A 23,884-nucleotide genomic window follows, 5' to 3' on the forward strand; every position below is an offset into this window, starting at 1 on the left:
TCAATCGACTAGATTTTCTGCCAGAAGACTAGCTAACATCCACCTTATGAAGGCTAAACTTGGAATTTTCAGAGGAAGCGGAAGCAAATGCGTGGGGAGTATTCGCTGACGGATGTACTGGAAAGAATCTACCGAAATCAGGTTGCGCTTGAGGCTGCGATAATGGAGCTAACGCTCCATATCGAAAAGCAAGATTCGAATCAGGTTGGAAGCAACGTCCGCGGGGCTTTGCAAACGATCGAGGAGAATGCTGGCTATATCAAACAGGGTCTAGCAAGACTCAAAAAACAGGATGCCGATTGATCTGTCACTTTCGCATCCACTGCCCTATTTACAAGCAACCACCCACAATTGATCCAGCTTCGTTGTAAAACTGCGGCTCATCATATCCCGCCGCATGCCCCAGCTTGGATTGACCGGAACGCTCGCAGACCGGAGCGTTCCCCTACCCCACCGCCCATTGATCTCATCCAGCACCGTCATCAGCTTCGTGGCATCAGCCGGTTGCGAAACTGCAAATAGATCATCGGTGTATTCCCCCGGCTGACAGAGATTCATCAGCAACACCTCCGCTTTGCTGTAGTTGAACCCCGACCGGAACACTCGATCAAGCGCATCCACTGCGGCCTTCGTCAGCAGCCGCACATCGTCAGTCGGATAAGGCAGATCGATCAACACGCCGTTGGCGTACTTCGCCTCCTCCGGGTTGAACATGCCGGTGCGAATGCTGACCCGAATTTTCTTGCACAACGATTTCTGTGCCCTGAGCTTTTCCGAAGCTCGCATCACGTACGTGGCCACCGCCTCCTTGATGGGGGCCAGCTCCGTGAGCCGTTTACCGAACATACGGCTACAGCAAATCTCCTGCTTGGGCGGATCCTGCTCATCCAGCTCCAAGCACGATGTGCCTGCAAGCTCCCGAGCTGTCTTCTCGATCACTACACTGAATTTCTTGCGCAGGGTCCGGGGATCAGCCCTGGCCAGATCCATCGCCGTCTTGATGCCCATGGCCTCCAAGTGAAGTTTCATCTTGCGACCGACACCCCAGACTTCACACACCTCAGTGTTGCGCAACACCCAGTCGCGCTTGAACGGGTCACAAATATCCACCACACCACCCGTCTCCATCTGCAAACGCTTGGCTGTGTGGTTAGCTAGCTTCGCCAAGGTTTTGGTATGCGCAATCCCCACCCCGACAGGAATACCGGTGCAGCGCAGCACATGACTGCGGATCTTGCGACCGAGGGTATCCCGCCCCTCTATACCCGTTAGATCGACGAAAGCTTCGTCGATGCTATAGATCTCAACGGCCGGTACCATCGACTCTATGAGCGTCATGACGCGCTCGCTCATGTCGCCGTACAGTGCATAGTTGGAGGAGAACGCAACGATGCCGTGCCGATGCAGCGTGTCTTTGATCTGAAAATACGGCGCGCCCATCTTCACGTAGGGCTTGGCGTCGTAGCTGCGAGCAATCACGCAGCCGTCGTTGTTGCTCAGCACCACGATGGGCACCCGGGCCAGATCCGGACGGAATACGCGCTCGCAACTGGCGTAGAAGCTATTGCAGTCAATCAGGGCGAATACCGGCTGGGCTTTAGACATGACTGCGCACACTGCAGGTGATGACGCCCCAAATGATCAGCTCATCGCCCTCGAGCACATACCTCGGTGGAAACTTTGGGTTCTCCGAAAGGAGGATTACCTCCCTTCCACGAATGCACAGCCGTTTGCACACAGGTTCGTTATTCAGCAGCGCAACGACGATGTGCCCATGAGCAGGCTCCATGGCACGGTCCACCACCGCCAGATCGCCCTCGAAGATACCTGCGCCCTGCATGCTCTCCCCGGCAATCGAGACCAGATACACATGCGGGGCACGAATATTCAGAACCTCATCCAATGAGATATGCGCTTCGATGTGATCCGCCGCCGGGGATGGAAATCCGGCAGGTACACGAAACGAACATAAGGGCAGCTTCAAGCCACCCTCGGCGATAGGACCGAGAATTGAAAAGCTCATGACGCACGACTTCCAAAAAACTGTACGAATATACAGTTAATCTTGTACAAGTTTTCCGGTCAATTTGTATAGGAATAATCTGACAGGCGGAGGCCGGAACGAGCAGCCCCATCCGAAGAGTGCTGGAGGCTAACGAGCAGTGGCGATTGCAATTTTTGCGGCCTGTTCAGCGGATAGCTTGGAAATGGTCAATGATGGGCCCTTGCAGAGAGGGCTTATGAGGTAAGGTTTGCATGATTTCCACGCTCCAGCTTTGAGCGGAGCGAGCGGCCCCTGCGCACCGAAACTGAGGGTGGATCGATGTGCTCGCAGAGAGGTTGAGTACCGATCGTGAGGAGCGGTCATGCATCTTGGTTAAGACTCCAAGGTGACAAGATGTGTTTGGCGAAGACTTACCTCATGCAAAAGCACGGAATCAGTGAACTGGATGCAGCAATTCGAATGGGAGAAGACATCGACCAAGCTCATGCAGAGGGCCGATGTCGAAGGAGGACGTTGCGTGCTCACAGACGAGTTGACCGGTGCAGCTACCGGCTTACTTGAACATTCGGGAGTCATACATGAAGTCGAACACCTCAATCACCTTGATCATGCTCACTGCCGGATGAAGGGGATTAATTACGATGTTGCGCTCCAGAGCCAAAACGGCAGAAGGCACTATCAATCCCAAGTGAGTGCTCGCCTTTAGCCAGGTGGTACCGAAATCCATGCTCGGACGGTCAGCGGGGAGACTCTCCCAGCCGTCCGGCAAAGTCTTTGGGTCGGGCTCCAGATAAAGCGTCGTATCCGCAGGCAGTTCAAAACAGGTGATTTTCATCGGAAAGCCGGGCTCACCTCCCGCATGCACGAAGGTTTCCAGACAACAAATCGCCGGAGTTAGCCCCATGTAGACGGCTGGTACATCTTGATCATTCCAACGACCGCCTTCGATAGCGGCACCCGTACCCGATAAGTCAGTTGCACGTTTCGCCTTCGCGATTCGCCATGCCCGCATCAGGCAGCTCCTCCCCACTCCAGAGCCTGAAGGACACGACGAACCTGTTTGGCACCTATCTCAGTTTCGCAAAGCATGATCGGCGCCACCCCACCGAGTGCTTTATTGGGCGTAGACATCCAGTGGGTCGCACTTTCCTGATTCTCAAAAACTTCCTCAGCCAAATGGCTGACCGAGGCAATTCGGTCCAATCGTTCGGAGGCGACAGGATCAAGATTTTTTTGCTCACGCCGACGTCTCTCAAGCGTCGAGATTGATGCATTGAGCAATGTTTCCAGGTTGCGCTCTTGAAGATCAAAGGTCAGACGGAAAGCCTGAGCGAGTTGGGCGGGGAACCCAATCTTGATCTGACGGAGTCTCTCCGAATCCTTGAGTAGATCTCGATCAGCACTGAAACGCCAGAAAGCGGCAATTCCCGCCTCACGAGAATTGTCACTCTTTTTAGGCGCTAACCTAGCGGCTGTTGGGGAGACCATGAACAACCCTCCAAATGAATATTTTTTCCCGTCAAATGAATATTACGCTACCTGACCTCCCTGCGGTAGCGCCATTAGGCAGCTATTTCAGTTCGGAACACGGAAGAATGACTGGAACGGGTTCTTGATCGGGAACCGATAATTCTCGAAGTATTGCAGTAGACGCTCGCGATAGCCGGGCTCCGACTGAAAGCCTTCAAAGGCCAATTGGACAAACCGCTTGCGAGCGGGCTCATCATCAGCCATTGGCTCATGCATGTCCTTGGCAGCATCCCTGCCATACGCCAGACAAGATGCCCTCAGACTGCGCTAGCCCGCAGCGCACCAAAAACGCGAGCCACCCATCGTTGTACGGGTCTTACCAGTACCAGATCGTTCTCCTCATCCACGAGAACGCTTCGCCGTCCCTTGCGGCGCAGATGACCGTACTGTGGTCGGAGGTCTTCGAGGCAAGCTTCCACTCCAATGTCACCTCTAATCCTTTTGATAGCTGGGCCACTGTGATTGAAGACCAGTTTCGGTGTTATCCAAGCATCCATAGCTCCCAGGCGGAGCACTTCTGACTTACATCGAGCGCCTGGGCGCAGATGACCCGCTTGCTTACCCTCGCTATCACAGCACCTGGCACAGCAGGGCTAGATCTACGCAAAATTAACGAGGACGACAGCCTGCAAATATAGATGGAGAATCGCATCACCACGTACCTCGCATAGAGCCTGTAATTTGAATTACGGCAACTCCAGCTCAGCTGCGCAGCTATTGGCACAACAGACGCCATCAGCGGGTGTCCTAAGATCGCCTGGGCCTCGCCAGTGTGCGTAAAACGGCGCTGCAATACACCACAAAATGGGCGCCGATTTTTTTATGTTGCGCCACGAGAGCTACATCGACTCCTGGCTCGGCCTGCTCAAGGCTGACAACCGCGCGGTTTTTCCGCGCCAGTGGCCAGGCCCGATGCGCTTCGGAGTATGTGCTCAACCTGGAGCAGCAACGGAAGCAGATGGTAATGGATGACTCGCGATGCATGAACGATGCCGCTTGATCGTCACCTCACCGCTGCAAACGCTTCATAGGGTCCAACACGAGTTGGACCCTTTTTCTATGCCCAGAAAAATCCCCGCACTACGGAGCTCTGACGCAAAGAACATGATGTATCCCGTAACAGCAGTACGCCGTTACGTATCCAGATTCTGCGCCAGGTAATCCACCAGCTCGAGTGGACTTCGGCTGTCGATCACCTTGTAGATCAGATCGCGTTTGCTGCGCGGAAGCTTCTTGACCACGCTTTTCGCCGAGGCCCTGACGGCTTCGTCTGTTCCATGGATACGTGCCGCGAGCAGCAGCACGAGCGTGGCGTCAGTGAGGTTCATGGCAAGACCCAATAAAATTCGCACCGCAGTGTACCGACACTTTCCTTTTTCGTAACAGCATGCGCATCCAACAAAACGGCACCAGGACAAATCGATATTCCGATTGCCGCACAAAGGGACGCACGACAAAAGGACGGGCAAGGGTTGGAGGGGGTCTGGGGACTTAAGGGTAAGAGCCCTATCCGAACAGCTAAAAGACCATTGACTCTGCCATTCCCTGGGAGAGCCACAATGCTCATTCTGTTTCGCCGCAAAAGGCAAAAGCCCCCTCCGCCACCAATCGTAAGCGTTGCCGAAGGTTACCTGCCCATCGAGTCATCTCAGAGCTTGTTAGAGCCGAGCACCGTCGCCAATTGCTCGATCGCATTTGGCAGTACACCGCCCTCTCCCATCCGCAGTTCAGCCAGCTCTATTTAAATCCGATCCATCGCTACGCGGAGTTGGTCAAGCTGCTTCCAGCCAGCGAGACGCACCACCATGCTTATCTTGGCGGCATGCTCGACCATGGGTTGGAATTGGTCGCTTGTAGTCTGAAACTGCGTCAGTCGTATCTGCTTCCCACTGGCGCTGCTCCTGAAGACCAAGCCGCCCAGACCGATGCCTGGTCGGCCGTCATCGCCTATGGCGCCCTGCTGCATGACATCGGCAAAATTGCCGTGGACTTGCAGGTGGAACGCCAGGATGGCCGTGTTTGGCATCATCCTTGGCAGGACTCCCTGGATCAGCCCTACCGTTTTCGTTATATCAAGGGTCGGGACTACCACCTGCACGGCGCCGCCGCAGGCTTGCTCTACACCCAAATTCTCGACCGCCCAATCCTCGATTGGCTCAGTGGATTTCCGCCGCTGTGGGCCAGCCTGCTGTATGTCCTGGCGGGCCAGTACGAGCGTGCCGGCGTGCTCGGTGAGTTGGTGATGCAGGCCGACCGTATTTCCACCGCACAGAACATCGGTGGTAACCCGAGCAAGGCGCTGCAAGCACCGACTCATTCGCTGCAACATCACTTGATCAGCGGACTGCGTCATCTGGTTCAGCACGAACTGAAACTCAACCAGCCAGGTGCCGCGGGATGGCTGACCCAGGACGCACTCTGGCTGGTCAGCAAGACGGTCACGGACAAGCTACGAGCCAATCTGTTGTCGCAATCGATTGAGGGCATTCCCTCGTCCAACCTCGCGGTGTTCGATGAGCTGCAATCACATGGATTGGTTGAGTCCACGCCGGAAGGCAAAGCCATCTGGACCGCGCTTGTCGCGCAAGGCAACTGGCAGCAGAGTTTCACCTTTCTGCGCCTTCAACCGACGCTGATTTGGGGGAACGAAGACCGGCCCGAGGCTTTCAGCGGAACGGTGAGCATTGCAGCCCATGACTACTCAACTGACCCCCAGATACCAACACCAGCGCCTGAGACAGCCAGTGCAGGATCAGCTCAAAGCCAACCGCAGCCGGATCCCATGGTACTAGAGGATGTCGATTACCTCGGCTCGCTGCTGGACATGTTCGAGTTGGAAAAGCCTGAGGCCAGTGACGCACTGTCAGAAAGTGCTATCGAAACTTCAACGCTTCAATCGGATAACCCAGGCCAGGCATTCCTGAATTGGGTCAAGGAAGGCATTCTGAGCCACAAACTGATCATCAACGACAGCAAGGCCAAAATCCACACGGTGGATGGCAGCGTATTTCTGGTCACGCCTGGTCTCTTCCAACGCTATGCGCAGGAGTTTCCGGGCGTTTCGCAGGGTTCAGATCAGGAGGTTGAGGCATGGCGCTGGGTGCAAAAGCAGTTCGAGAAGCTGAGGGTTCATAGGAAGCGAGACAATGGTCTGAACATCTGGACATGCCAAGTGCAGGGCCCTAGGAAGAGAACCACCTTGAAGGGGTATTTGATTGGAGAACCGAAGCAATTTTTTGAATTGATACCAGCCGACAATCCTTTTCTTAAAATCGAAAAAGATTAATTTCCGAATTGCCCCACCACCATTGCCGAACCTATAGAAGCCTGGAACAAGCAGAAGTTGGCGGGGCATTTGTGAGCACAGACCTGCAGTTATTCGGATCAACAGGACACCGGTAGAGTGTCTCGAGTGAATGCCGATTCATCTGTGGACGCAAGCATCGGTGAGCTGATGCTGGGCTTTGGAATTGGGCACCGATAACGTCAGAAGTGGTTTACGATGTATTCTTTACTAGGGGGAAGTCGATGTCTGAAATAGATATTGCCGGAGACGAGCCGTTGCTTGCGCTGCTGCTAGCAGCCGAACCGGATGACGTTTGTTTATTGGTCGATTACATCACGGACGCAGGGAAAGGCCGGATCTCGCTTGCCGGCACAGTAAAGGAATTTCTGCACCAGGCTCGTGAGGACAAGTCCTTTAACAAAGATGTACTGGCATTGCTGGTTCACGAGCTCCGCATGTTTGGCGGTAACAGTATTACCAATCTGTTCCGTAGTGGAGGCGTGACGTATAAAGAGATCGCCACCGACGTGCTTACTCAGGTAGGTGGAAAGAAGACCGATTCAGACGATCTCGCCACGATTGAGCTCAAAGTGTTGCAACGCTTACTGGGCAAGGCCTGGGACAAGATGTCCAAGGAAGCTCGTGCGCAATTTGCAGAGAAGTTTGGCGAGTCTGATGCCGCCAATCCTTTTTCATTCACCCACTTCTTGAACCGTATGGGCTTTGGGCATGCGGCAACACTGGATGTGACCTCATTTGTTTCCGCCTCCCTGGGAACCAACCTTCTCGGTGCAGGTGCTGTGTTGGGAGCGGAGATGCTCATGGGCAGGTTGGCAGGCTTGGCCCTGGGTCCAATTGGAGTCGCTATGGGTGCAGGTCTGGCAGGCTATTCTCTAGCGTCCCCTGCATTTCGAATCACCTTGCCTTGCGTGGTTCAAATCGCCTACATCCGACAGAAGGGCATGCAGCCTCGTTTACCTGGAGGTAAACCATGACTGGTGAGATTACTCGCATCAAAGGGCTCGCCAAACGGGACGACGATGAGCAATGGCTGGTTGGCTCGAGCGAAAATGCTCCTGTGCTCTCGGTAAAGGCACTCTCGCTGCCAACTGCATCTGATCACGGTGACAGCCACCAGGTAGCGCAACTGGGTTTGAGCCGACTATCGCCCCTTCTCCAGTCCATACCCAACTTGATCACTACGGGCGTTGCAAACTCGAATCAGTATTTTCGAGTGGAGATCAATGGCCCATTGGCAGCGGCGAAGGATGGCAACGGTCTGCGTGCCTTCTCCAGATCTGCCGACGGCAAATTTACTGAACACGCCAGACTGTTTCAGGACAATAACCTGACAAGCCTGGTCAATTCGGCTGCGTTATTTCAGATTGCCTCTGCCGTCGTCGCCCAACAGCACCTGGCAGACATCAGCGCTAAGTTGAGTGACATCCTCGCCGGGGTAGAGCGCATCGAGCAGTTTCAGCAAAACAAGCGAGAAGGCCAGATCACCGGCAGCATTGATTATCTGCGTCAAATCGCACCCGCGCTTTTGAACGGGAAACTTAATGACTCAGTCCCTGCTCAGCTTGAAGCTCAGGAAGTGCAACTTGGGCAAATCCAGAAGCATCTGGAACTCGAACTCGACAACATCACCAACGGTATTCGCACACTGAATGTTTCCACCACCTTCGGCACCAGCAAGTTGAAAGCGGCGCTGGAAAAAGAGCTGGAAAGGTTCAGTCATTCACTCGAACAATCACAGCTCTGCCTAGCTGCCCGAATGGTCGCGTGCCGCTTGCTCGATACCTTTCCGGGGCAAATGGAGTGGGTGCAAGTGCGCCTTGACGCCCTCACCAGCGTCGCCGAAAGGTTCGAGGGTAAACACGGCGCCGTCGAAAAATTTCGCGATGCTTACAAGGAAAGAGCCAACAAGTTGTCCGCCCTTACCGAGTCCAGCGCGGAGCTCAATGCGCGACGGCAGTCCTTGTTGAAGGCCCAAGACAAACGCCTGCTGAAACTCACGACAGACAGCACCGGACGCTTACGTGAAATCAGCCAGGCCGTGCTGGATACGCGCAAGGTCATCCTTGAACTGAAAATGCAGGGTAATGAATGCGTGGGGGTTGCTAAATTGGCGAATTGAGCGTTCGCATCCCGGTTGCCGACCCTAAACAGCAGGCTGTCGGCAACCATTCTGTTCACGAGGCACGTTACCTGCGTGACGTGCCTTTCAGACAAAGATCAGCGCCCGTCGAGCGAGCGATCCTCCTGAGACACCACCAACTGAACTTCAACGCGCCGATTTTCTGCGCTTGCCGGATTCAGGCCGGGTTTTGGTCTGGAATCACCGTAACCCGCCACAATCACTCGCAGTGATTGCTGCCCGTCCAGGGCCAACACCAACAACTTGCGCGCCTCCCGTGCCCGAGCAGCGGAGAGCGTGTAGTTATCGTCATAGACCGTGCAATACCGCGCATAATCAGTGACCGGTCGGCTTACCGGCACATTGTCGGTATGCCCCTCGACCAATACCTGGCCTTGGCCGTAATCGTGAATGAAGGTAGCGACGCGAACGCTCAGTTGCGTGAGCGCCTGCCTGGCCTCATCGGTAATACAGGCGCTGCCACGGCCAAAGGCGTTGTCAGGCAAAGTCAGCCGGCGGTTCTTGATATCGACATCGATAAGTCCACCTTCACCGCCATGCGCAAGATCCGCCTGCATCGCTTCAAGCAAAGCACTCAGGCGTGTTTGTTGAGTTGTCGCACCTTGGGCCTTTTCTGCCTGACGCGCCGCTTCCATCTGTTGCTTCTCGACTCGCATCGCCGCTTCAGCCGCCTTGTTCTGCAACACCGAAACCACAAGCATGAGCATCACGACCGCCATGACACCCGCCATGAGGTCCGAGATGGAAATCCATTCGCTGGGTTTTTCTTTCATGGTCGATTACGCCAGCTGAGCTTTATCGGTCTGCAAACCACTCGCAGGCGCAGGCTCATAGTCCGCCGTGAGTCGGCCCAGCAACGTCACCGTCGACTGTGCAGCCTCGCTGAGTACCTGGATGCGATTGGCAAACTGCTTGTCGATATTGGCCGCCAACTGTTCAGGCAGAGCGTTCATGGTTTGCTGGCCTTGACGATGCGACTCTGCAATTGCCTTCACGTCCTGAATAACCAGGGGTAGCTGACGCGCCGAATCACATAATTGCTCAAGCAGTTTGACGCCTGCACTTAAAGGGGTCAGCCCTGCCGGCAAGGCTTCCAGTGCCTCCTGGGTTTTAGCACCCTGGTCAGTCATGGTTTTGAATTGCACGTTGAGCGCAGTGAACTGCTCGGCGAGTTGCGGGAAGGTCACCAGCTTTTTCGCCACCGCATCCATCTTCTGCCCTGCCTCGGACGCCTCCTTCAGGCCCTGCGAAATACTCTTACCGAGCTCATCCATATTGGAGCTCATGACTTCAATCGCTTCGTTGAGCGTGGCGCTGGTGAGGGAGAACTGGGAGCTGGTTTTCTTCTGCATGTCCTTGGCGCTTTCAGTGGTCACCTTGACTTCGTTGACCACGGTGCCGACGTGCTCTGACAACTGATGGACCGCAGTGGAAATATTGTCGGTCGCCCCTTTCAAGTTGGCTGCCATGTCCTGGGTGTTCTGGGTAAAATCACGGCTCATTGTGCTAATGGTGCCGGTCAGGCTCTCTTCGATAGTCTCCATGACGGTGCCCAGCCGAGTGATGTTGCCATCCATGCTCACCTTCATTTCTACCAAGTGCCCGGCGAAATCCTCATTCAGAGAGTGAATCGCGCCGCTGAGTTTTTCCTGCATGACCTGCACACCGCCTTTAAGCAGCCCAGCCGAATCAGCCAGTAGCGTGGCGGACTCACCCATCAACTGTACCGCGGCCTCCTGACGTAGCAAGTTGTCGGTTTTGGCCTCCACGTAACCTTGCAGACTTTCGCGCGACGCCCTGGTGCTGTCCGCCACTTCGCCCAATTGCATCTCGAGCGTCTGCAGGCCCTTGAGGCTCTCTTCGATCTCAACCAAGCGGCTGAGCAGAGTACTCATCTCGGCGATTTGTGGAAGGTTTTCACTGAGTCTGGCGATCTCGCCGAGCTGTTGATGATGGTCGGCAAGGCGGGTATCCAGCGCATTGAAATGGCTCTCGGCCTGTTTACCATTCTGGAATTCAACCGCCTTGAGCTGTTTGAGCTCGGTCGACAGCTGCAGACCCTGGGCGTTGAATGCCTCAATCAGCCGCGTACCGACGTTTTCCAGTGCGGCCCGATTCACCTGCTCACTTTCCGTGCGCAGCGCCTGCGAGGCTTTACGGCCGAGTTCATTTTCGACTGCCAGACTGGCAAGCCTTTCACCCAGCGCAGTCAACTGGCTTTCGGATTGTTTACCGTTCTGTAACTCGACTGCCTTTATCTGCTTGAGCTCGGAGGCCACCAGCAGGCCTTGGGCATTGAACGCCTCTACCAGACGAGTACCAACCGTCTCGAGGGCCATCAGGTTCACTTGATCACGTTCGGCATGCAGTGCTAGCGCGACTTTGCGACTCAGATCAATCTCAGCTTTCATGTGCCCCAAGCACCAGTCAGTGCGCTTGCTTTCCGCTGACCACGGTGCGGCTTCCCACAGTTTGATCATAATGAAGGCAATGATCCCCCAGGTGGAGGTTTTGAATTTGGTGCCAAGGTCTTTCATCATACCGGTGAGCTGGGTCAAGGAACCACTCATGGCGTTGAGCGAGTCGTCATGTCCTTGAAGGATGGTCGATGCCTTGTCCAACGCCAGGCCCAGCCCCAGAAACGTGCCCAGAAGCCCGATGATCAGCAGCAATCCCGGCATATTGGAAGCAAAGCGCTCCCAACCGGAGGCGACAGCGTGGCTCAACTCACCGATGGATCCGTGCTCAATGTCCAGCGCGTTGATGCGAGCCCCGCCGCGCCAGTTTTTTTCCCATTTCGCCGGCTGACCGAAAACCTGTGAAGTAATCAGCGACGACAACAGACCGAACAGGATGATGCTGAAAAAAAACACTTCCAGCGGATTGCTCAGCGAAGGGGTCAAGAACTGCAGGATCTCGCCAATCATGCCGCAACCTCAATCACTCTGAAGGCATCAGTACGCTTCTTGCAGTCGGTCTCGAAAATATTGGCGAAGCTGACAATCAGCGACTGCTCCTCTGGGCTCAGGCGTTCCCATTTCTCGCCGTTTTGAGCGCAACGCACCAGAATCTCGCCAACCCTGCCACCGTGGTCGATCAAATACTCCTGATCATCGGCCACTAGCTGGTCCTCGCTTTTCTCAAGCAGTTGCAGAAAGCCTTCCGCGGCGAACACATAATTACGCTTGGCGCGGGTCTCGTTGCCCAGCGCTTCAAGTTGAGCTTCGTCACGCGGCAACAGAATGCGCAGATCGTCCAGCATCCGCGCCTCTTCTGCTTCCAGTGGTTCCAGTTCCGCCTCCATCTCCAGGCGGCGCTTGAGCACTCGGTCCTTGACCACTCGTTTATTCAGCTCTTCCCAGGTTTTTTGAGCATTTTGCAAATCCAGGCCCCACACCAGGATCATCTCCTCGAACACAAACGGAATCACTGCCTTGTCAAAGTGCTTGACGGTCAGTTCATCCAGACGCTGCACGTCAGCATCGTTCAACTCTGCCCGCGCTTCGATCAGTTGAGCGGCGACATCGATAATGAACAGCGGCTCCTGGCTCAGGGAGCCGATGTCTTCAAGCTGGGTCATTTGTTCTTCGTAAACCTGCAGCAGCTTCTGCACAGCGCGAACGCGCAGGTAGTGGTCGAAATCCACGAACGCCTCCGTTTCGATCAGACGATTGGTCAATGCCTTGACCAAGTGATAACGGTTGGTCAGTGCAATCGCCTGAAGTGCTTCGCGCTCTGGGCCTTGGGTTTTGGCCATGGCAGCATTCAGATCCCGCTCCCGCGCCTGCGCTTCAGCGATTTCTTGCTCATCCAGCAACTTTTTCTGCCATTCACGGGCACGAGCGATCACCCAATCGATGGCCTGCTGCACCTTGGCGGCCAGCGGGTGGGTGTCCAGGTGCTCCAGTACAGCCAAGGCACGCTCCAGACCCAGACTCAAGGCTTTGACCCACGGCCAGGGCACATGGATCGCCAGGGTCCGAAGCCCTACGCGCATGCTGGAAATGTAAGGCTTGGCTGCCTGGTATAGCCGTTTGACTTCTCCGACAAAGGTTTCTGCTTCGTCGGCAAGCCATTTGACGGCTTTGCTTACTGTTTGTTTGACAGCACGAAACGCCGACGACACGGCATTTGAAACCGTACTTACGAGAGAATCAAACCAGCCCATTAACTATCGCTCCTTTGATGAATGCCCAATGCTTTACGTGTCGCCGCGACAGTGCCGAGATCAACCTCGGGTCGCGAAGTGTGAATGTCTTGACGCGCAGCCAGAAGCTGAGCGAGTGCTTCTTGAAGATGTGCCAATTGCAGAACTCCGGCGCCATTGGCCAGCAAAGGCTTGGGCAAAGCCAGTCGTAAGCAGGTGCGAATTTCACGGCCAGACAGCCCCTCAGAAGCTGCTGCGACGACGTCAAGCACCCCTTCCCGCTCCTCGGCCAGAGGGATTCCCGCTACCAGCATGCGTGCCCAGAGCGCACGTCGCTCACTTTCGCCAGGCAGTTCGAAACGAATGTGCTGAGAAATACGGCTGACAAAGGCGCTGTCATAGTTGCGCGCAAAATTGGTGGCAAAAATCACTACGCCGGTGTGCTTCTCCAACTCGATAAGCAGCGTGGAGCGCATGGCATTGACCTCGTTATCAATGCCCTGGGTGACCGACGACAAGCGTTTACCCAGCAAGGTATCGGCCTCGTCGAGGAACAACACGGCGTCCTCAGCACGCGCCGACTCGAACAACTGCGCAATATTCTTTGACGTATCGCCCATGAACTTGCTTTCTAGGTCGGCAATGCTGGCGCTGATAAGCCGTTTGCCGATACTCCCGGAAAATGCCTCGGCCGTAAGCGTCTTTCCCGTACCCGGCGCGCCATGAAAGTTCAGGATCGTGCCGCTGCCACAAGGGTCGACCTCAGCGAAGCCCCAGGTGACGTAGATGGTGTGATGGTGGTGAATTTTCACCAAGGCTTCATCGAGCTGTTGCTTGACCTGCGGCGAAAGCACTACGTCCCGCTCCAGTGTGAAGCGAGGCAATGTGCTTCGCGATGCGGGCGCAGTCTTGGCGGGAGGTTCTTCGGTGGCCAACAGCTCAGGCCGTAACTTCTGATAGAGATAGTCTCTGGAGGACACTGTAATCACCAGTCCATTGATTTGAGCTCTTGGGCTTTGCAGCCTTGCAAGAGAAGCTTGCGGAAGTCCGAAGGCAGTGTCTTCATTGAGCCGCTGGAAACCCATCGGCGCATCAGAAAGCTATCGGACAGCAGACATCGAACTTGAAGATTTTTAGGATCAATTAAAAAGCCAGGCAATTAGCGCATCACTCCCCGCCGGAGGCCGACTTGCGCCAGGTATCATTCTCTCGCTCCATCTGTTTATACTTCAGATACAGATCAAAGCTCGCTTTGAGCACCACGGCCAAACCGACGGTAGCCAGCACGTTCTTCAGCATTTCGCATCCCTCTCTTGTGGTCTGTGCTCAGCCTACGAGCCGGTCGCGACAGATTGTGTCGGGGCCGAATCGCAGATTCCCAAGGCACGAAAAATACTCACCCTGGAGGTGATACTCAGTCGTCGTCCCCGATTTCCCCTTCCCGCCCCATCAATACGTGCTCCAGCCTGTCTGCCTGAGATGCGACCTGATGGGCGATGTGCATCAACTCTTCATCATTCAGATGTTGCACTGGATGACACGCCCGCACGCTCAGCTCCTCGTCCTGGTCGACATGGAAGTCCACCAGATCGAACCGGCAGTTGCGTCCAAGCGTGTGCTCCATCAGCGGTGACTGGCTGAACTGTTTGAACATCGCCAATTTTCTGGTCCATTTGTGATCGACAACCTTGGAGGTGAACACCACGTACTGGTCCTTGAACCCCCACCGGACCAATTGGTATCGCCCCTCCAGTTTGAAATGGAACTCAAGCCTCCACGTCGATAGCCGCCTGACGCTCATGCGCTCAGTGTCGTGTACGAGTCTGTCTACCATCCCGTGGATGCGCGCGACCGTTTCCTCGGTGCGTTTGCTGGATGTAGAACTCGAGCCTAAGACACGCCGATAGACGTCGAGAATTTCGTCACCGACTAGAGCACCATCGCTGCCCGCGTAATTTTCGGCGTTGTACTGCAAAGCGAATCGCTTGGTTTTTTCGGCTGTCGGCGCCAGCAACACCCGTCTGAACGGGTCTGCTTGCAGGGTCTTGAGGAAGCGGACGCGGCCGATGGGGCTGAGGATGTCGCCTGGTTCGTCGATATCGCGGGGTATCGTCGCGGCTACCAACAATTCAGCCATGCCAACAGCGCTGCGCACGGTAACGCTCGGCGTGTCGTAATCCGCCGTCGACAAATGCCAGCCGTCTCCGGCGTCCCTCACGAAAGCCTGCGGATCGCCAGTCAGATCTCTGAGCGTGGTCTCCAATTGGGTTTTGACATGAGCCCGACGCCGCGTCATGACACTGGCCTGATTGCTTATCGCCTCACTGCGGTCATCGCCCTGAAGGTCTTCGTCAGTGATTTCATAATGGCTGGTGAGAAAGTCGAGGATCTGCGGCTTCACGGGCGCCTGGTCCACCAACTCCTCATGCAGCTCCACTTCGCGCTTGAACCGGGGTCCCTGGTGGCCCACGGCATGCAGCGTTTGAATGAATGCGTTCATGTTGGCCGCAGCCTGGCGTACCTGATAAAACTCCATGCTTTGACGGATGTGCGGAAAGCCCACCTGAATGAAATGCTCGGCATAATCGGTGCCGGCCGAGAGCATGCGCCGATGTGCCAGTGACCCGACCCGATCAACACGGCCGACCTTTTGCTCCAGAGCGATGGGGCTGGAGGAAATACCGTAATGCACGACACTGTCGCAGAAGGTATGCAGGTCTTCCCCTTCTTGAAAGACATCGGTGGATATCAGCACACGTGGATAGCCAGGCATGCGGAAGAGCGTGGCAATTGCTGTACGGCTGGCGCTGTTCTCGCCGGTAGCTCCGCGAATGGGTGAAGTGGAACGGACCTGGGTGGCCAGGTACTTGGTAAGGCTGCTGACCGACCGGGAGTAAATCTCCGGAAAGTTGAGTTTGATCAACAAATCCAGGTTCACGACGGTATCGCGCAGTATCTGATAACTGCTGAACGGGGTGTGTTTCACGCATTGAACGCCCAACAGCTCGACCAGTGCCTCTATGAACAGGCCGTCGGCGTCACCGTCCTTTTCCCTGCGAACGTTCCTGAGCGAATACAGATCAATGAAAGGATGATCCACACGGCACAGGGCACCCAGCAGCTCCTGATGGGTACTCAGTCTGCGTAACAGCCGATCAACAGCACCATTGTTCAAAGTGGCAAGTTGGGTGAATACCTCTGGGCTCCATTGGGGTGCAAGTACGGCAAGTTCATCATGGCACCGCAGGCTATCCCAGAGTGTTGAACGCTCCAGCTCACGGGCAAGAACTGAAGGTTCAGCCAAGTCACAAGTGGCCTGAAACCCTTCGAACAACACATTCAACACGCACTTGGCGACTGTCGCGGCTGCATCGTCACGCGTTGCGACTGCCCGCAGATACGCATATTGAGCCAATCGATAACGTTGGCCGGGGCTGGCGACAGACTCGCTCTTGCCGATCACGCTCCAATCGACTTTCAAAGACGTCATGGCGGGCATACCCGGCAAAGATAACCAGTTAGCCTCGAACAATCGGCTCTGCAACAGCTTGCTACGGAAGTTGTGGGGCAACTGCCCCAGGCCCTTGATGCTGGCCAGCTCCGGATTCTGGCCACGATAGAACCAGGTAAAGAAATTGTCGCTGCTTGCCGATGCCTCGAACACGTCGGAGACATCGCTTTCAATGAGGGAGTGGCTACGTTCGACCGTGCGCGTTCGGTATAGCTGGTAACTCCTGGCAACAGCACTGTCGCCGACGATGTAGTCACCAATCCAATCGTCGTAGGCTTCTTCCAGCTTGAACTTCAGCTCGGAAACGCTGCGCACACGGCGGACGAAAATCAACTGTTTCTTGCCTTCGACAAATGCCAGGTGATGCGTCTGTTGACTCACACTGTCCATTTTCGGATGCGGTGGTCTGCGTTTGAAGGCGCTCTCGTAATCTTCCACCAGATATTCAACGACGCTGCGGTCTGCCGCATCCCGCAACGAGTCGCCGTCGTCCGCTGCTTCATGACCATCGAACTCTACCGGCCGGTTTTTTTCGCCAGGCAGGTAACTCTCGAACGACGCCAGCATACCCAGCTCAAAACGATTAGAGCAGTTCTCCTGCAAGTGCTCGCTCACCTTCTTTTGCAGCAGAGCGGCGAACAATTTTTGCGCTACGGTCATCTTCACTTCCGCAGCCTCGCCGTTGCGATGCTCACGACGATACATGTTGCGGGTGTGAGCCACCTGATCAAGCGTGAGCGTGTTCAGGCGACGTACGAACAAGCGACTGAGCGCCGCGTGCATGTCGGGGTCGGCCGGATTCCCACCCTCCGGCAGTGCCGCATACCCCTGGAAGCCGAACAACGCGAGTTGGTTGCGCAACTGTTCAAGATGGCGGTCGTAGGGTGTTGCCGACATTAGCAAAAGGCGCTTGATACGCCTGTTGTCGCCCAGCAAGGTCGCCAACAAGCGATTACGGTCGCTGCTTTCACGGCCAGCGCGCAGGTTGTGCGCTTCGTCCACTACCACCAGATCGAAGCGGGGCAACATCTCGCCCAACGCCTTCACCCAGACATCCTTGACCTGCCGCTTGAGTCCCCCTGGATTGCTTCTGCCGTCCATAGTGTTCAACTGCCTGACGATCTTCTCCAGAAGCTTTCGATGTTGAGGCATCAACTCCTCAAATCGCTGTGTCCAACGCAGCATGTCGGCTACGGTATTTCCCATTGCAAAGCTGAAGGCTGAGGTGCAGATAAATAGATCGCGCTCGTTGCCACTCGCCACTGTCTGAACTACCTCAGACAAATTGTGACAGGCTCTGAACGGAGTGACCGGCTCCCCACCCAGGCCTTTGACCGCCATATCCTCAAGCCGGTAGTTGCTATGTACAAACGCCCGATAGTCCTTGATCCATTTGTCGCGAACATTGTTTTTTGGCAACAGATACAGGACACGCAAACCGGGGTTGAAATGCCGCATCAATGCAACGACACCGAGGCCGATGTAAGTCTTGCCCATCCCCACTTCATCGGCGAGGTACGCCACCTGATGGTCCGCGAGCTTGTTGTACAGGGCGACCGCGCCCAACAGTTGCTGCTCAGCCAATCCCTTGAGTTCAGGGTTGCCACCTGAAAAATCGATGACGGTCCCGGCCGTGGCTTTATTGATCCGCTGCATGAGAGACATCCTTCTTCCGTGAATTTGCAGGGGTCAAGGGACGCTGAAATTGAGTCCTGAACCATTCGAGAAAACGCGTACCTTCGGCCTCGTCGAGATGACACAACAGCTCGTCATTTTCCAGTTCAGCGATGAGTGCCTGTACGCGCCTGGTCAGGGTCGCGCAGCTGTGCTGCGGATATCGGGCCAACAAGCCTTGCATGCTGACCAGCGTCAAATAGCGCACAACCACCGTTTCCTCATCACCGCCCCCCGCTTCCACGCTCTCCAGCATGGCCTTCAAAGAGTCGGGCTGACAGCCAGCGAGGTAGTACGCGAGTTTTTTTGAGCTGTTCTCGTCTGCCGCCAGTGCAAGGGTGCGTTCCAATTGCCAGAACGCGCCATTGACCTGCGAGAACTCCGCGAAGAAGCTTTTGGCTTCACTCGCGTCCATCATTTCCGGCAGTTGTTCATCCGTCGCACCCAGTGCGGCACGGAGGTTAAGCATCTGTTGAGCCAGCTCACCGAACTGGCTGATTTTTTTGGTAAGGCGCATCTCGATGAACAAACGCAATAGACTTTGCAAGTCCATCGCCGGCAACTGGCTGGGACGACAGTAAATGTTGCGCTGCGTCACCATCAGGTAACGCTCCACGCACTCGGCACCTGACTGCCAGCGCACCCTGACCAGAGAAGAGCGTTCCAGATGGTGACGCAATGCAGGCAGAAACGCATTGCCCGAAGTTGTCTGTGCGAAAACAATTGAGCCAAGGCTTGGCGTTGGGTTGTCCAGCAATGTCAGCTCACCGCTGATCGAATCCTGTGCTATCACTTCCAGCCATTGACTGTCCCAGTCGTATGCAAGGCGCAAAACCGGCATTGCCAGTCCTTCCGAAGCTTCAGCGCTATGCAAATCCGAGTCCGGGGCAAACCCCAAAGGCAGGGTCGTCAAAGGCTCCAGCAACGACGGGAAATCGCCTCCTTGTAGAAGAAAACCAGCCTCGACATTTTCCCGGAATGCCTTGTGGCTGAAATTCACTGACCCCACAAACTGCCACGACCGCTTGCCGCGCCCCTGGAATATCTTTGCATGTACCCGGCGAAAGGGGGCTCCGATGACCTGGTGGCTATCGTTCCAGGCAGAGGCCCAGCCGCACCATTGATCGGTATGAAATGCGTCAAATACCCCAGGATCGACAAGTGCCCGCTCCTCCTCATCCCGAGGCAGCAGCAAACGGACTGTCGAGAACAGGCTCATCAGTTTCTGAGTATCGCCACTGTCCGGTTTCTCGCCGAAGAAAGGACTGACGATTTCCAGCGTGGCTGCATCCTTGGCAGCGGGCAACGTATGTGGGCACTGGCCAATGAAGTCGAGGAAAGCCAAACGGTTAGAAGCAGCCCCGGAGAAATAGAAGCTGCAATCGGGATCATCGGCGCTCGCCAACCAGCCGGCCTGCACATTCACGATTTCATCCAGGACAGGGGTGGGCGCGGCTGCCTGAAAAAATCGCAGTGCACGGCGCATGGGTTCAAGAATATTGGCAGGCGCACAAGTCGCTTGCAGCTCGACAAAATGACCAACCTCGATGTTGTCCCACCACCCCGCCTTGGTCAGGTTGAACGACCCTGCCACCAGCAGAATCGTCGGTATCTGATCGCCCTTTTCCTGCAAAACCAATATTGCCATCTTGGCGTGTTGACACCCCCCGCCGACCCGCACGGGCAAATAATCGACTTCGAGGCGACTGCCTGCAGTGGGGTTGAATACATCCACGTCATGTACCACGGCAAAGCGCCTGCCCTTGTCCTGCATCAATGCCTGCAGCTGGACCGAGCGAATATCGCTCTGGCTTGAAAGCGCCTGATCGCCCAGTAGCAGCGGGATGACCTCAAGCTCGAAGAAGTCTGGCTCGAAGCTGTAGGTTGTGAAAAAAGCCGAGGTCACTTCGCGCTCACCAATACAGGCCCGGAACGCATCACTGATGGTGTGTGCTTTCATTATTGGCCTGCCTTGGCAATGGTCAGGAAGGAATGAAGAAAGAAGCTGTATTCCCAGGTTTTTCCACAATGACCGCAAAGATCCTCAGGCAACCAGGCGCGATCTACGGGAACCCGAACCCTGAGTTTGTCTGCCTCCCAGTGAAGCCACGCGGCTCCACCTCTCTGGCCCATCACTAGGCTGTTCTGGATGACAATCTGCTCGATTACCGAAGCGGCATCGCCGCCGTTGGCAGCCTCCACGAGGCTCTGCAGGAACGATAAATGCGGCAGCCCCGGCCTGCCCCAGCCCAACGGTAGAAATGGCGCCGTGAGCCGTGGACTCAAGTCGTCGATCAAATCGCTGCGGCTGCGGCCTTTCTGGCTTTGCAACCAGCCAACAAGCGTATTGGCAAACACCAGCACTGGTTGCAGCAGCAAAATTTGCTTTAGAACATCCTGCAATTGGGAGTCGACGCTCTGCTCGGTCAGTGCCCACTGAATGAAATCGCGCACTGAAGATTTATCGCCAGGCAAAAGGAGCCACACGTTAACCGCCTCGAACAACGCGACTTGCAGGGGGCCAGCCCCTTGGTAATTCAGCAGCGCAAGGACGATGTGCTTGCGTACGCTTTTGTCATTGAGCAGCGCGGCAAAGTCGGGCGCCAGCAGGGACAGTTGCGCCCGGGTCACATTGTTCCGGCCGGCAAAATCCTCGAAGCGTTGCCACCGAGAGTCACCAAACACCTGCAACATAAGATCCGTGAGCGCCACACCTCGGTCAGTCAGTCGTCTTTCACTGCCTTTGATAAGACCCGCTGCCTGTAGTGCGGAGGAATACAGCCCCCACAGCCCATAGCTGAGTTGATTGCTGAGGATTTGCGCCTTCTTGTGTATGCCCAATTCCATCGAGTCGCGCTTGAGATTGGCGATAGCAAGCTGGCTTCCCAGTGGCCCTGCTTTAACAGAGTCATGAAGTCGCAGATAAGCTGACAGTTGCTCGGCGCGTGCGTACCGCTGCTGGACATCTTCAAGAGGACGAGATTTCGTGCCTGTATGGGCATATCGGCAGGCCAGCAACGCGACCATGAAATGGCTCATGCGGCTGGTGACCGTTGTCAGGTTACCCACCGCCTTTCGCCCCACCGAGCTCCAGATGGACTCGATGGCCAAGGGATCTCGTGATCCTTTAGGACGTAGCCTGTTATCCAGCAGAGATAGAACGGTAAGCATGAAAACTCGATCCTTGAGAAGGCTGACGCCGGACTGAACAAGGTGTTCAAACCAGCAATATCACCAGGCACCGACAAGATGTGTCGTCTGCAGTGATCTGGCATCCAGTGGGTCGCCGAGAGCGGCAGGCAATATGACATCACTCAATACGCACGACAACCACGACACATCCTGACCACTACTCGTCCTACCCTGCCGCCTCCACAGCATCAGGAGATCTAGCATGGGAACCCGATTAAACCCTTTCGCACACGGCAGCCGCCGCGCCGTTGACACCTGTGCGCTATCGCTGAAGTGGAGTTTCCAACTGCTGCTGGATCTGGGGGGACATCGCACCTTTATCAGCCGACACGGCCTCAATGATGAGGATCTGGCGCATGAACTGGGTCTGGCCAAATGGATAAACGGCGATAATTACAGTCCCGCACTTGCCTTGGCGACACTGCGCAAAGGCGCTCATAGCTTCAACGCCGATCCCCTGTATGCGCCCTACCCGGACAGCCTGGCGACCAATCTTGAGGCATTGGGAGAATTGTTGGGTTTGGCCAACGCAGAGCTCCAGGTGCTCGGTTTTTGCGTGCTGATGCACACCGATCCGACACTCAGTGATGCTACAGATCAGTTGGGGATGCTGGGACTCAACCGTGCAATAAAAGTGCTGTCAGTACTATTGGGCCTGCCGCTGCCGGAGGTCGAGGCCTGCCTAGCGCATAACAGCCCACTGATGCGCACCGGACTGCTGGAAATAAGCAACAACCACCGTTCCGTCATGGCGTTGAGTTCTATGTTGTCGGTTAGCAACCCGGATCTGCCTGGCCTCCTGCGCTTCAGCAAAGGCACGCCACTGGAGCTGTTCGCCTATGCGTTCCGTTTGAGTCCACCCGGCAGCTTGAGCTGGGAGCATTACAGTCATGTCAGACAGCCGCTGATGATCGCCGAACGCTACCTGAGCAAATCCTTGGCCGAAGGGCGTCAAGGTGTGAACATTCTGCTGTATGGCCCGCCTGGTACTGGCAAGACTCAACTCAGTCGTCTGATCGCTCACCGCCTGGGCAGCGCTCTTTATGAAGTCGCCTGCACTGACAGCCAAGGTGACCCGGTGTCCGCCAAGCAACGTCTGTGTTCCCTGCGCGCGGCCAACAGTGTGCTGCATTCTCAACGCGCCTTGCTCGTACTTGACGAGATCGAAGACATCTTCCAGACCGCCAGCGCAGACGCCAATAGTCGCTCGCAGAAAGGCTGGATCAATCGCATGCTGGAAGAAAATACGCTGCCGTGTTTCTGGCTGAGCAACAGCATAGAGGCTATCGACGCCGCCCATATACGACGTTTCGATATGGTGATCGAGGTGCCCAACCCGCCACTGGCACAACGCAAGCGGATGCTGCGCGAGTGTGGCGGTGGCAAATTGAGCGATCAGTTGATCGAACACCTCAGTGCACACGAGCGAATGACGCCTGCCGTGCTGGAGCGGGCAGTGCGCGTAGGACGCAGCGTGTCGCAGCGCGCCAGCAAGGCGCTGGATAACTCTATTCGCTGCATTGTCGACGGCACGCTGAAAGCTCAAGGCTTCGAAAAACTTCAGCACACCGACGGCGCTTTGCCAGCGCTTTATTCTCCGAAGTGGATCAACGCCGACCTCCCACTGGACGGACTGGTTGACGGTTTGCGCTCTCATCCACAGGCACGGTTGTGTTTCTACGGGCCACCCGGCACTGGCAAAACCGCATTTGGCCACTGGCTGGCGCAGGAGCTGGGTAAGCCGCTGATGGTCAAGCGAGTCTCCGACCTCGTATCCCCTTACGTGGGAATGACTGAGCAGAACCTGGCGGGCGCCTTCGAGCTCGCGCAACGAGAAGACGCCGTACTCCTGCTAGATGAGGTCGACAGTTTTTTGCAGGACCGGCGCAAGGCGCGGCAAAGCTGGGAGGTCACTGCAGTCAATGAAATGCTCACGCAAATGGAAAGCTACCGAGGGCTGTTCATTGCCTCCACAAACCTGATCCTCGATCTGGATCAAGCCTCTCTGCGGCGCTTCGACCTTAAGGTGCATTTCGGTTACCTGGCAACCGCTCAGGCTCAGACATTGTTTGCCGCACATCTGAAGGCTTTGGCGCTCAAGGACCCACAAAACAGTGCTGCGACTCGCTTGCGCGGCGAGACATACCTGACTCCCGGTGACTTCGCGGCGGTCGCGCGCCGGGGGCGCTTCAAGCCATTCGCCAGCGCGGATGAATTGGCAGGCGCACTGCTTGCCGAGTGTCGATTGAAGTCCACTGGGCAGCAGCGCCCTATCGGTTTCATACATTAAACGGACTAAAGGTTGCCGGATTGTCGCCGATAGGCAGACAACCGGCTTATTCGCCCGCCAAAAGCCAGCTTCAACACCACAAGGATGA

At 55.8% G+C, this 23,884-nt stretch carries 18 protein-coding genes and 2 pseudogenes; 6 read left to right on the top strand and 14 right to left on the bottom strand.

The features are described 5' to 3' along the window. Positions 1-87: 87 nt before the first annotated feature. On the top strand, positions 88-303 hold the full coding sequence (locus tag QOM08_RS17000; RefSeq protein WP_316911888.1) for a hypothetical protein: 216 nt from the start codon (positions 88-90) through the stop codon (positions 301-303). Between the two features lie 24 nt (positions 304-327). Here the strand turns inward: QOM08_RS17000 and umuC are convergent, their stop codons facing one another. The 5 genes from umuC to QOM08_RS17025 all read right to left on the bottom strand — a co-directional run bounded on the left by umuC (position 328) and on the right by QOM08_RS17025 (position 3,739). Then, positions 328-1,605, bottom strand: a complete 1,278-nt coding sequence (gene umuC, locus QOM08_RS17005) for a translesion error-prone DNA polymerase V subunit UmuC (protein WP_316911889.1) — start codon at positions 1,603-1,605, stop codon at positions 328-330. Continuing rightward, positions 1,598-2,023, bottom strand: a complete 426-nt coding sequence (locus QOM08_RS17010) for a S24 family peptidase (RefSeq protein WP_316911890.1) — start codon at positions 2,021-2,023, stop codon at positions 1,598-1,600. The genes umuC and QOM08_RS17010 overlap by 8 nt, the downstream gene beginning before the upstream one ends. Positions 2,024-2,558: 535 nt before the next feature. After that, on the bottom strand, positions 2,559-3,017 hold the full coding sequence (locus QOM08_RS17015) for an RES family NAD+ phosphorylase (protein ID WP_316911891.1): 459 nt from the start codon (positions 3,015-3,017) through the stop codon (positions 2,559-2,561). Next, on the bottom strand, positions 3,017-3,493 hold the full coding sequence (locus tag QOM08_RS17020; RefSeq protein ID WP_316911892.1) for an antitoxin Xre/MbcA/ParS toxin-binding domain-containing protein: 477 nt from the start codon (positions 3,491-3,493) through the stop codon (positions 3,017-3,019). Before QOM08_RS17020 ends, QOM08_RS17015 begins: the two co-directional genes overlap by 1 nt. Positions 3,494-3,580: 87 nt before the next feature. After that, on the bottom strand, positions 3,581-3,739 hold the full coding sequence (locus tag QOM08_RS17025; RefSeq protein ID WP_316911893.1) for a hypothetical protein: 159 nt from the start codon (positions 3,737-3,739) through the stop codon (positions 3,581-3,583). A 621-nt stretch (positions 3,740-4,360) separates the two neighbouring features. On the opposite strand from QOM08_RS17025, the pseudogene QOM08_RS17030 reads away from it, so the two are divergent. Further along, positions 4,361-4,535 (top strand): annotated as a pseudogene (locus QOM08_RS17030) (DNA primase); the annotation flags it as partial. A 133-nt stretch (positions 4,536-4,668) separates the two neighbouring features. On the opposite strand, the gene QOM08_RS17035 reads toward QOM08_RS17030, so the two are convergent. Continuing rightward, on the bottom strand, positions 4,669-4,863 hold the full coding sequence (locus QOM08_RS17035) for a hypothetical protein (RefSeq protein WP_244698811.1): 195 nt from the start codon (positions 4,861-4,863) through the stop codon (positions 4,669-4,671). A 231-nt stretch (positions 4,864-5,094) separates the two neighbouring features. Here QOM08_RS17035 and mobH point away from each other — a divergent pair. The 3 genes and pseudogenes from mobH to QOM08_RS17050 all read left to right on the top strand — a co-directional run bounded on the left by mobH (position 5,095) and on the right by QOM08_RS17050 (position 8,961). Beyond that, positions 5,095-6,821 (top strand): annotated as a pseudogene (gene mobH, locus QOM08_RS17040) (MobH family relaxase). Positions 6,822-7,063: 242 nt separating this feature from the next. Next, positions 7,064-7,816, top strand: coding sequence for a hypothetical protein (locus QOM08_RS17045; RefSeq protein ID WP_316911894.1), 753 nt, complete (start codon positions 7,064-7,066; stop codon positions 7,814-7,816). After that, the gene (locus QOM08_RS17050) at positions 7,813-8,961 is read left to right on the top strand and encodes a hypothetical protein (RefSeq protein ID WP_316911895.1); all 1,149 of its coding nucleotides are present in this window, start codon (positions 7,813-7,815) and stop codon (positions 8,959-8,961) included. The genes QOM08_RS17045 and QOM08_RS17050 overlap by 4 nt, the downstream gene beginning before the upstream one ends. Positions 8,962-9,059: 98 nt before the next feature. Here the strand turns inward: QOM08_RS17050 and QOM08_RS17055 are convergent, their stop codons facing one another. The 8 genes from QOM08_RS17055 to QOM08_RS17090 form a co-directional block, all read right to left on the bottom strand. Beyond that, positions 9,060-9,755: a flagellar motor protein MotB gene (locus QOM08_RS17055; protein ID WP_316911896.1), complete on the bottom strand. Its 696-nt coding sequence runs from the start codon at positions 9,753-9,755 to the stop codon at positions 9,060-9,062. 6 nt (positions 9,756-9,761) lie between these two features. Continuing rightward, the gene (locus QOM08_RS17060; RefSeq protein WP_316911897.1) at positions 9,762-11,909 is read right to left on the bottom strand and encodes a hypothetical protein; all 2,148 of its coding nucleotides are present in this window, start codon (positions 11,907-11,909) and stop codon (positions 9,762-9,764) included. Next, positions 11,906-13,150 carry a hypothetical protein gene (locus QOM08_RS17065; RefSeq protein WP_316911898.1) on the bottom strand — a complete coding sequence of 415 codons (1,245 nt, stop codon included), beginning with the start codon at positions 13,148-13,150 and terminating at the stop codon, positions 11,906-11,908. Before QOM08_RS17065 ends, QOM08_RS17060 begins: the two co-directional genes overlap by 4 nt. Further along, entirely contained in the window at positions 13,150-14,214 is a 1,065-nt protein-coding gene (locus QOM08_RS17070) for an ATP-binding protein (protein ID WP_316911899.1), read from the bottom strand. The genes QOM08_RS17065 and QOM08_RS17070 overlap by 1 nt, the downstream gene beginning before the upstream one ends. Before the next feature lie 82 nt (positions 14,215-14,296). After that, on the bottom strand, positions 14,297-14,428 hold the full coding sequence (locus QOM08_RS17075) for a hypothetical protein (protein WP_279382068.1): 132 nt from the start codon (positions 14,426-14,428) through the stop codon (positions 14,297-14,299). Between the two features lie 115 nt (positions 14,429-14,543). Then, positions 14,544-18,296 (bottom strand): DEAD/DEAH box helicase, encoded by a 3,753-nt coding sequence (locus tag QOM08_RS17080; protein ID WP_316911900.1) that lies wholly within the window; start codon positions 18,294-18,296, stop codon positions 14,544-14,546. Beyond that, entirely contained in the window at positions 18,280-20,274 is a 1,995-nt protein-coding gene (locus tag QOM08_RS17085) for a hypothetical protein (protein ID WP_316911901.1), read from the bottom strand. Before QOM08_RS17085 ends, QOM08_RS17080 begins: the two co-directional genes overlap by 17 nt. Continuing rightward, on the bottom strand, positions 20,274-21,485 hold the full coding sequence (locus QOM08_RS17090; protein ID WP_316911902.1) for a hypothetical protein: 1,212 nt from the start codon (positions 21,483-21,485) through the stop codon (positions 20,274-20,276). The genes QOM08_RS17085 and QOM08_RS17090 overlap by 1 nt, the downstream gene beginning before the upstream one ends. A gap of 223 nt (positions 21,486-21,708) precedes the next feature. On the opposite strand from QOM08_RS17090, the gene QOM08_RS17095 reads away from it, so the two are divergent. Further along, a complete protein-coding gene (locus tag QOM08_RS17095; protein WP_316911903.1) occupies positions 21,709-23,796 on the top strand; it encodes an AAA family ATPase in 2,088 nt (695 codons plus the stop codon). The last annotated feature ends 88 nt before the right edge of the window (positions 23,797-23,884 follow it).

The organism is Pseudomonas sp. P105 (assembly GCF_032614175.1).
Classification (GTDB): Bacteria; Pseudomonadota; Gammaproteobacteria; order Pseudomonadales; family Pseudomonadaceae; genus Aquipseudomonas; species Aquipseudomonas rhizophila.

Bases quoted from the DNA above. Each gene is read 5' to 3' on its own strand.
- QOM08_RS17025 (WP_316911893.1), bottom strand. From the start codon at position 3,739: ATGGCTGATGATGAGCCCGCTCGCAAGCGGTTTGTCCAATTGGCCTTT.
- QOM08_RS17060 (WP_316911897.1), bottom strand. From the start codon at position 11,909: ATGATTGGCGAGATCCTGCAGTTCTTGACCCCTTCGCTGAGCAATCCG.
- QOM08_RS17075 (WP_279382068.1), bottom strand. From the start codon at position 14,428: ATGCTGAAGAACGTGCTGGCTACCGTCGGTTTGGCCGTGGTGCTCAAA.
- QOM08_RS17015 (WP_316911891.1), bottom strand. From the start codon at position 3,017: ATGCGGGCATGGCGAATCGCGAAGGCGAAACGTGCAACTGACTTATCG.
- QOM08_RS17085 (WP_316911901.1), bottom strand. From the start codon at position 20,274: ATGAAAGCACACACCATCAGTGATGCGTTCCGGGCCTGTATTGGTGAG.
- QOM08_RS17010 (WP_316911890.1), bottom strand. From the start codon at position 2,023: ATGAGCTTTTCAATTCTCGGTCCTATCGCCGAGGGTGGCTTGAAGCTG.
- QOM08_RS17095 (WP_316911903.1), top strand. From the start codon at position 21,709: ATGGGAACCCGATTAAACCCTTTCGCACACGGCAGCCGCCGCGCCGTT.
- QOM08_RS17000 (WP_316911888.1), top strand. From the start codon at position 88: ATGCGTGGGGAGTATTCGCTGACGGATGTACTGGAAAGAATCTACCGA.
- QOM08_RS17065 (WP_316911898.1), bottom strand. From the start codon at position 13,150: ATGGGCTGGTTTGATTCTCTCGTAAGTACGGTTTCAAATGCCGTGTCG.
- QOM08_RS17020 (WP_316911892.1), bottom strand. From the start codon at position 3,493: ATGGTCTCCCCAACAGCCGCTAGGTTAGCGCCTAAAAAGAGTGACAAT.
- QOM08_RS17045 (WP_316911894.1), top strand. From the start codon at position 7,064: ATGTCTGAAATAGATATTGCCGGAGACGAGCCGTTGCTTGCGCTGCTG.
- QOM08_RS17080 (WP_316911900.1), bottom strand. From the start codon at position 18,296: ATGCAGCGGATCAATAAAGCCACGGCCGGGACCGTCATCGATTTTTCA.
- QOM08_RS17050 (WP_316911895.1), top strand. From the start codon at position 7,813: ATGACTGGTGAGATTACTCGCATCAAAGGGCTCGCCAAACGGGACGAC.
- QOM08_RS17090 (WP_316911902.1), bottom strand. From the start codon at position 21,485: ATGCTTACCGTTCTATCTCTGCTGGATAACAGGCTACGTCCTAAAGGA.
- QOM08_RS17035 (WP_244698811.1), bottom strand. From the start codon at position 4,863: ATGAACCTCACTGACGCCACGCTCGTGCTGCTGCTCGCGGCACGTATC.
- QOM08_RS17070 (WP_316911899.1), bottom strand. From the start codon at position 14,214: ATGGGTTTCCAGCGGCTCAATGAAGACACTGCCTTCGGACTTCCGCAA.
- umuC (WP_316911889.1), bottom strand. From the start codon at position 1,605: ATGTCTAAAGCCCAGCCGGTATTCGCCCTGATTGACTGCAATAGCTTC.
- QOM08_RS17055 (WP_316911896.1), bottom strand. From the start codon at position 9,755: ATGAAAGAAAAACCCAGCGAATGGATTTCCATCTCGGACCTCATGGCG.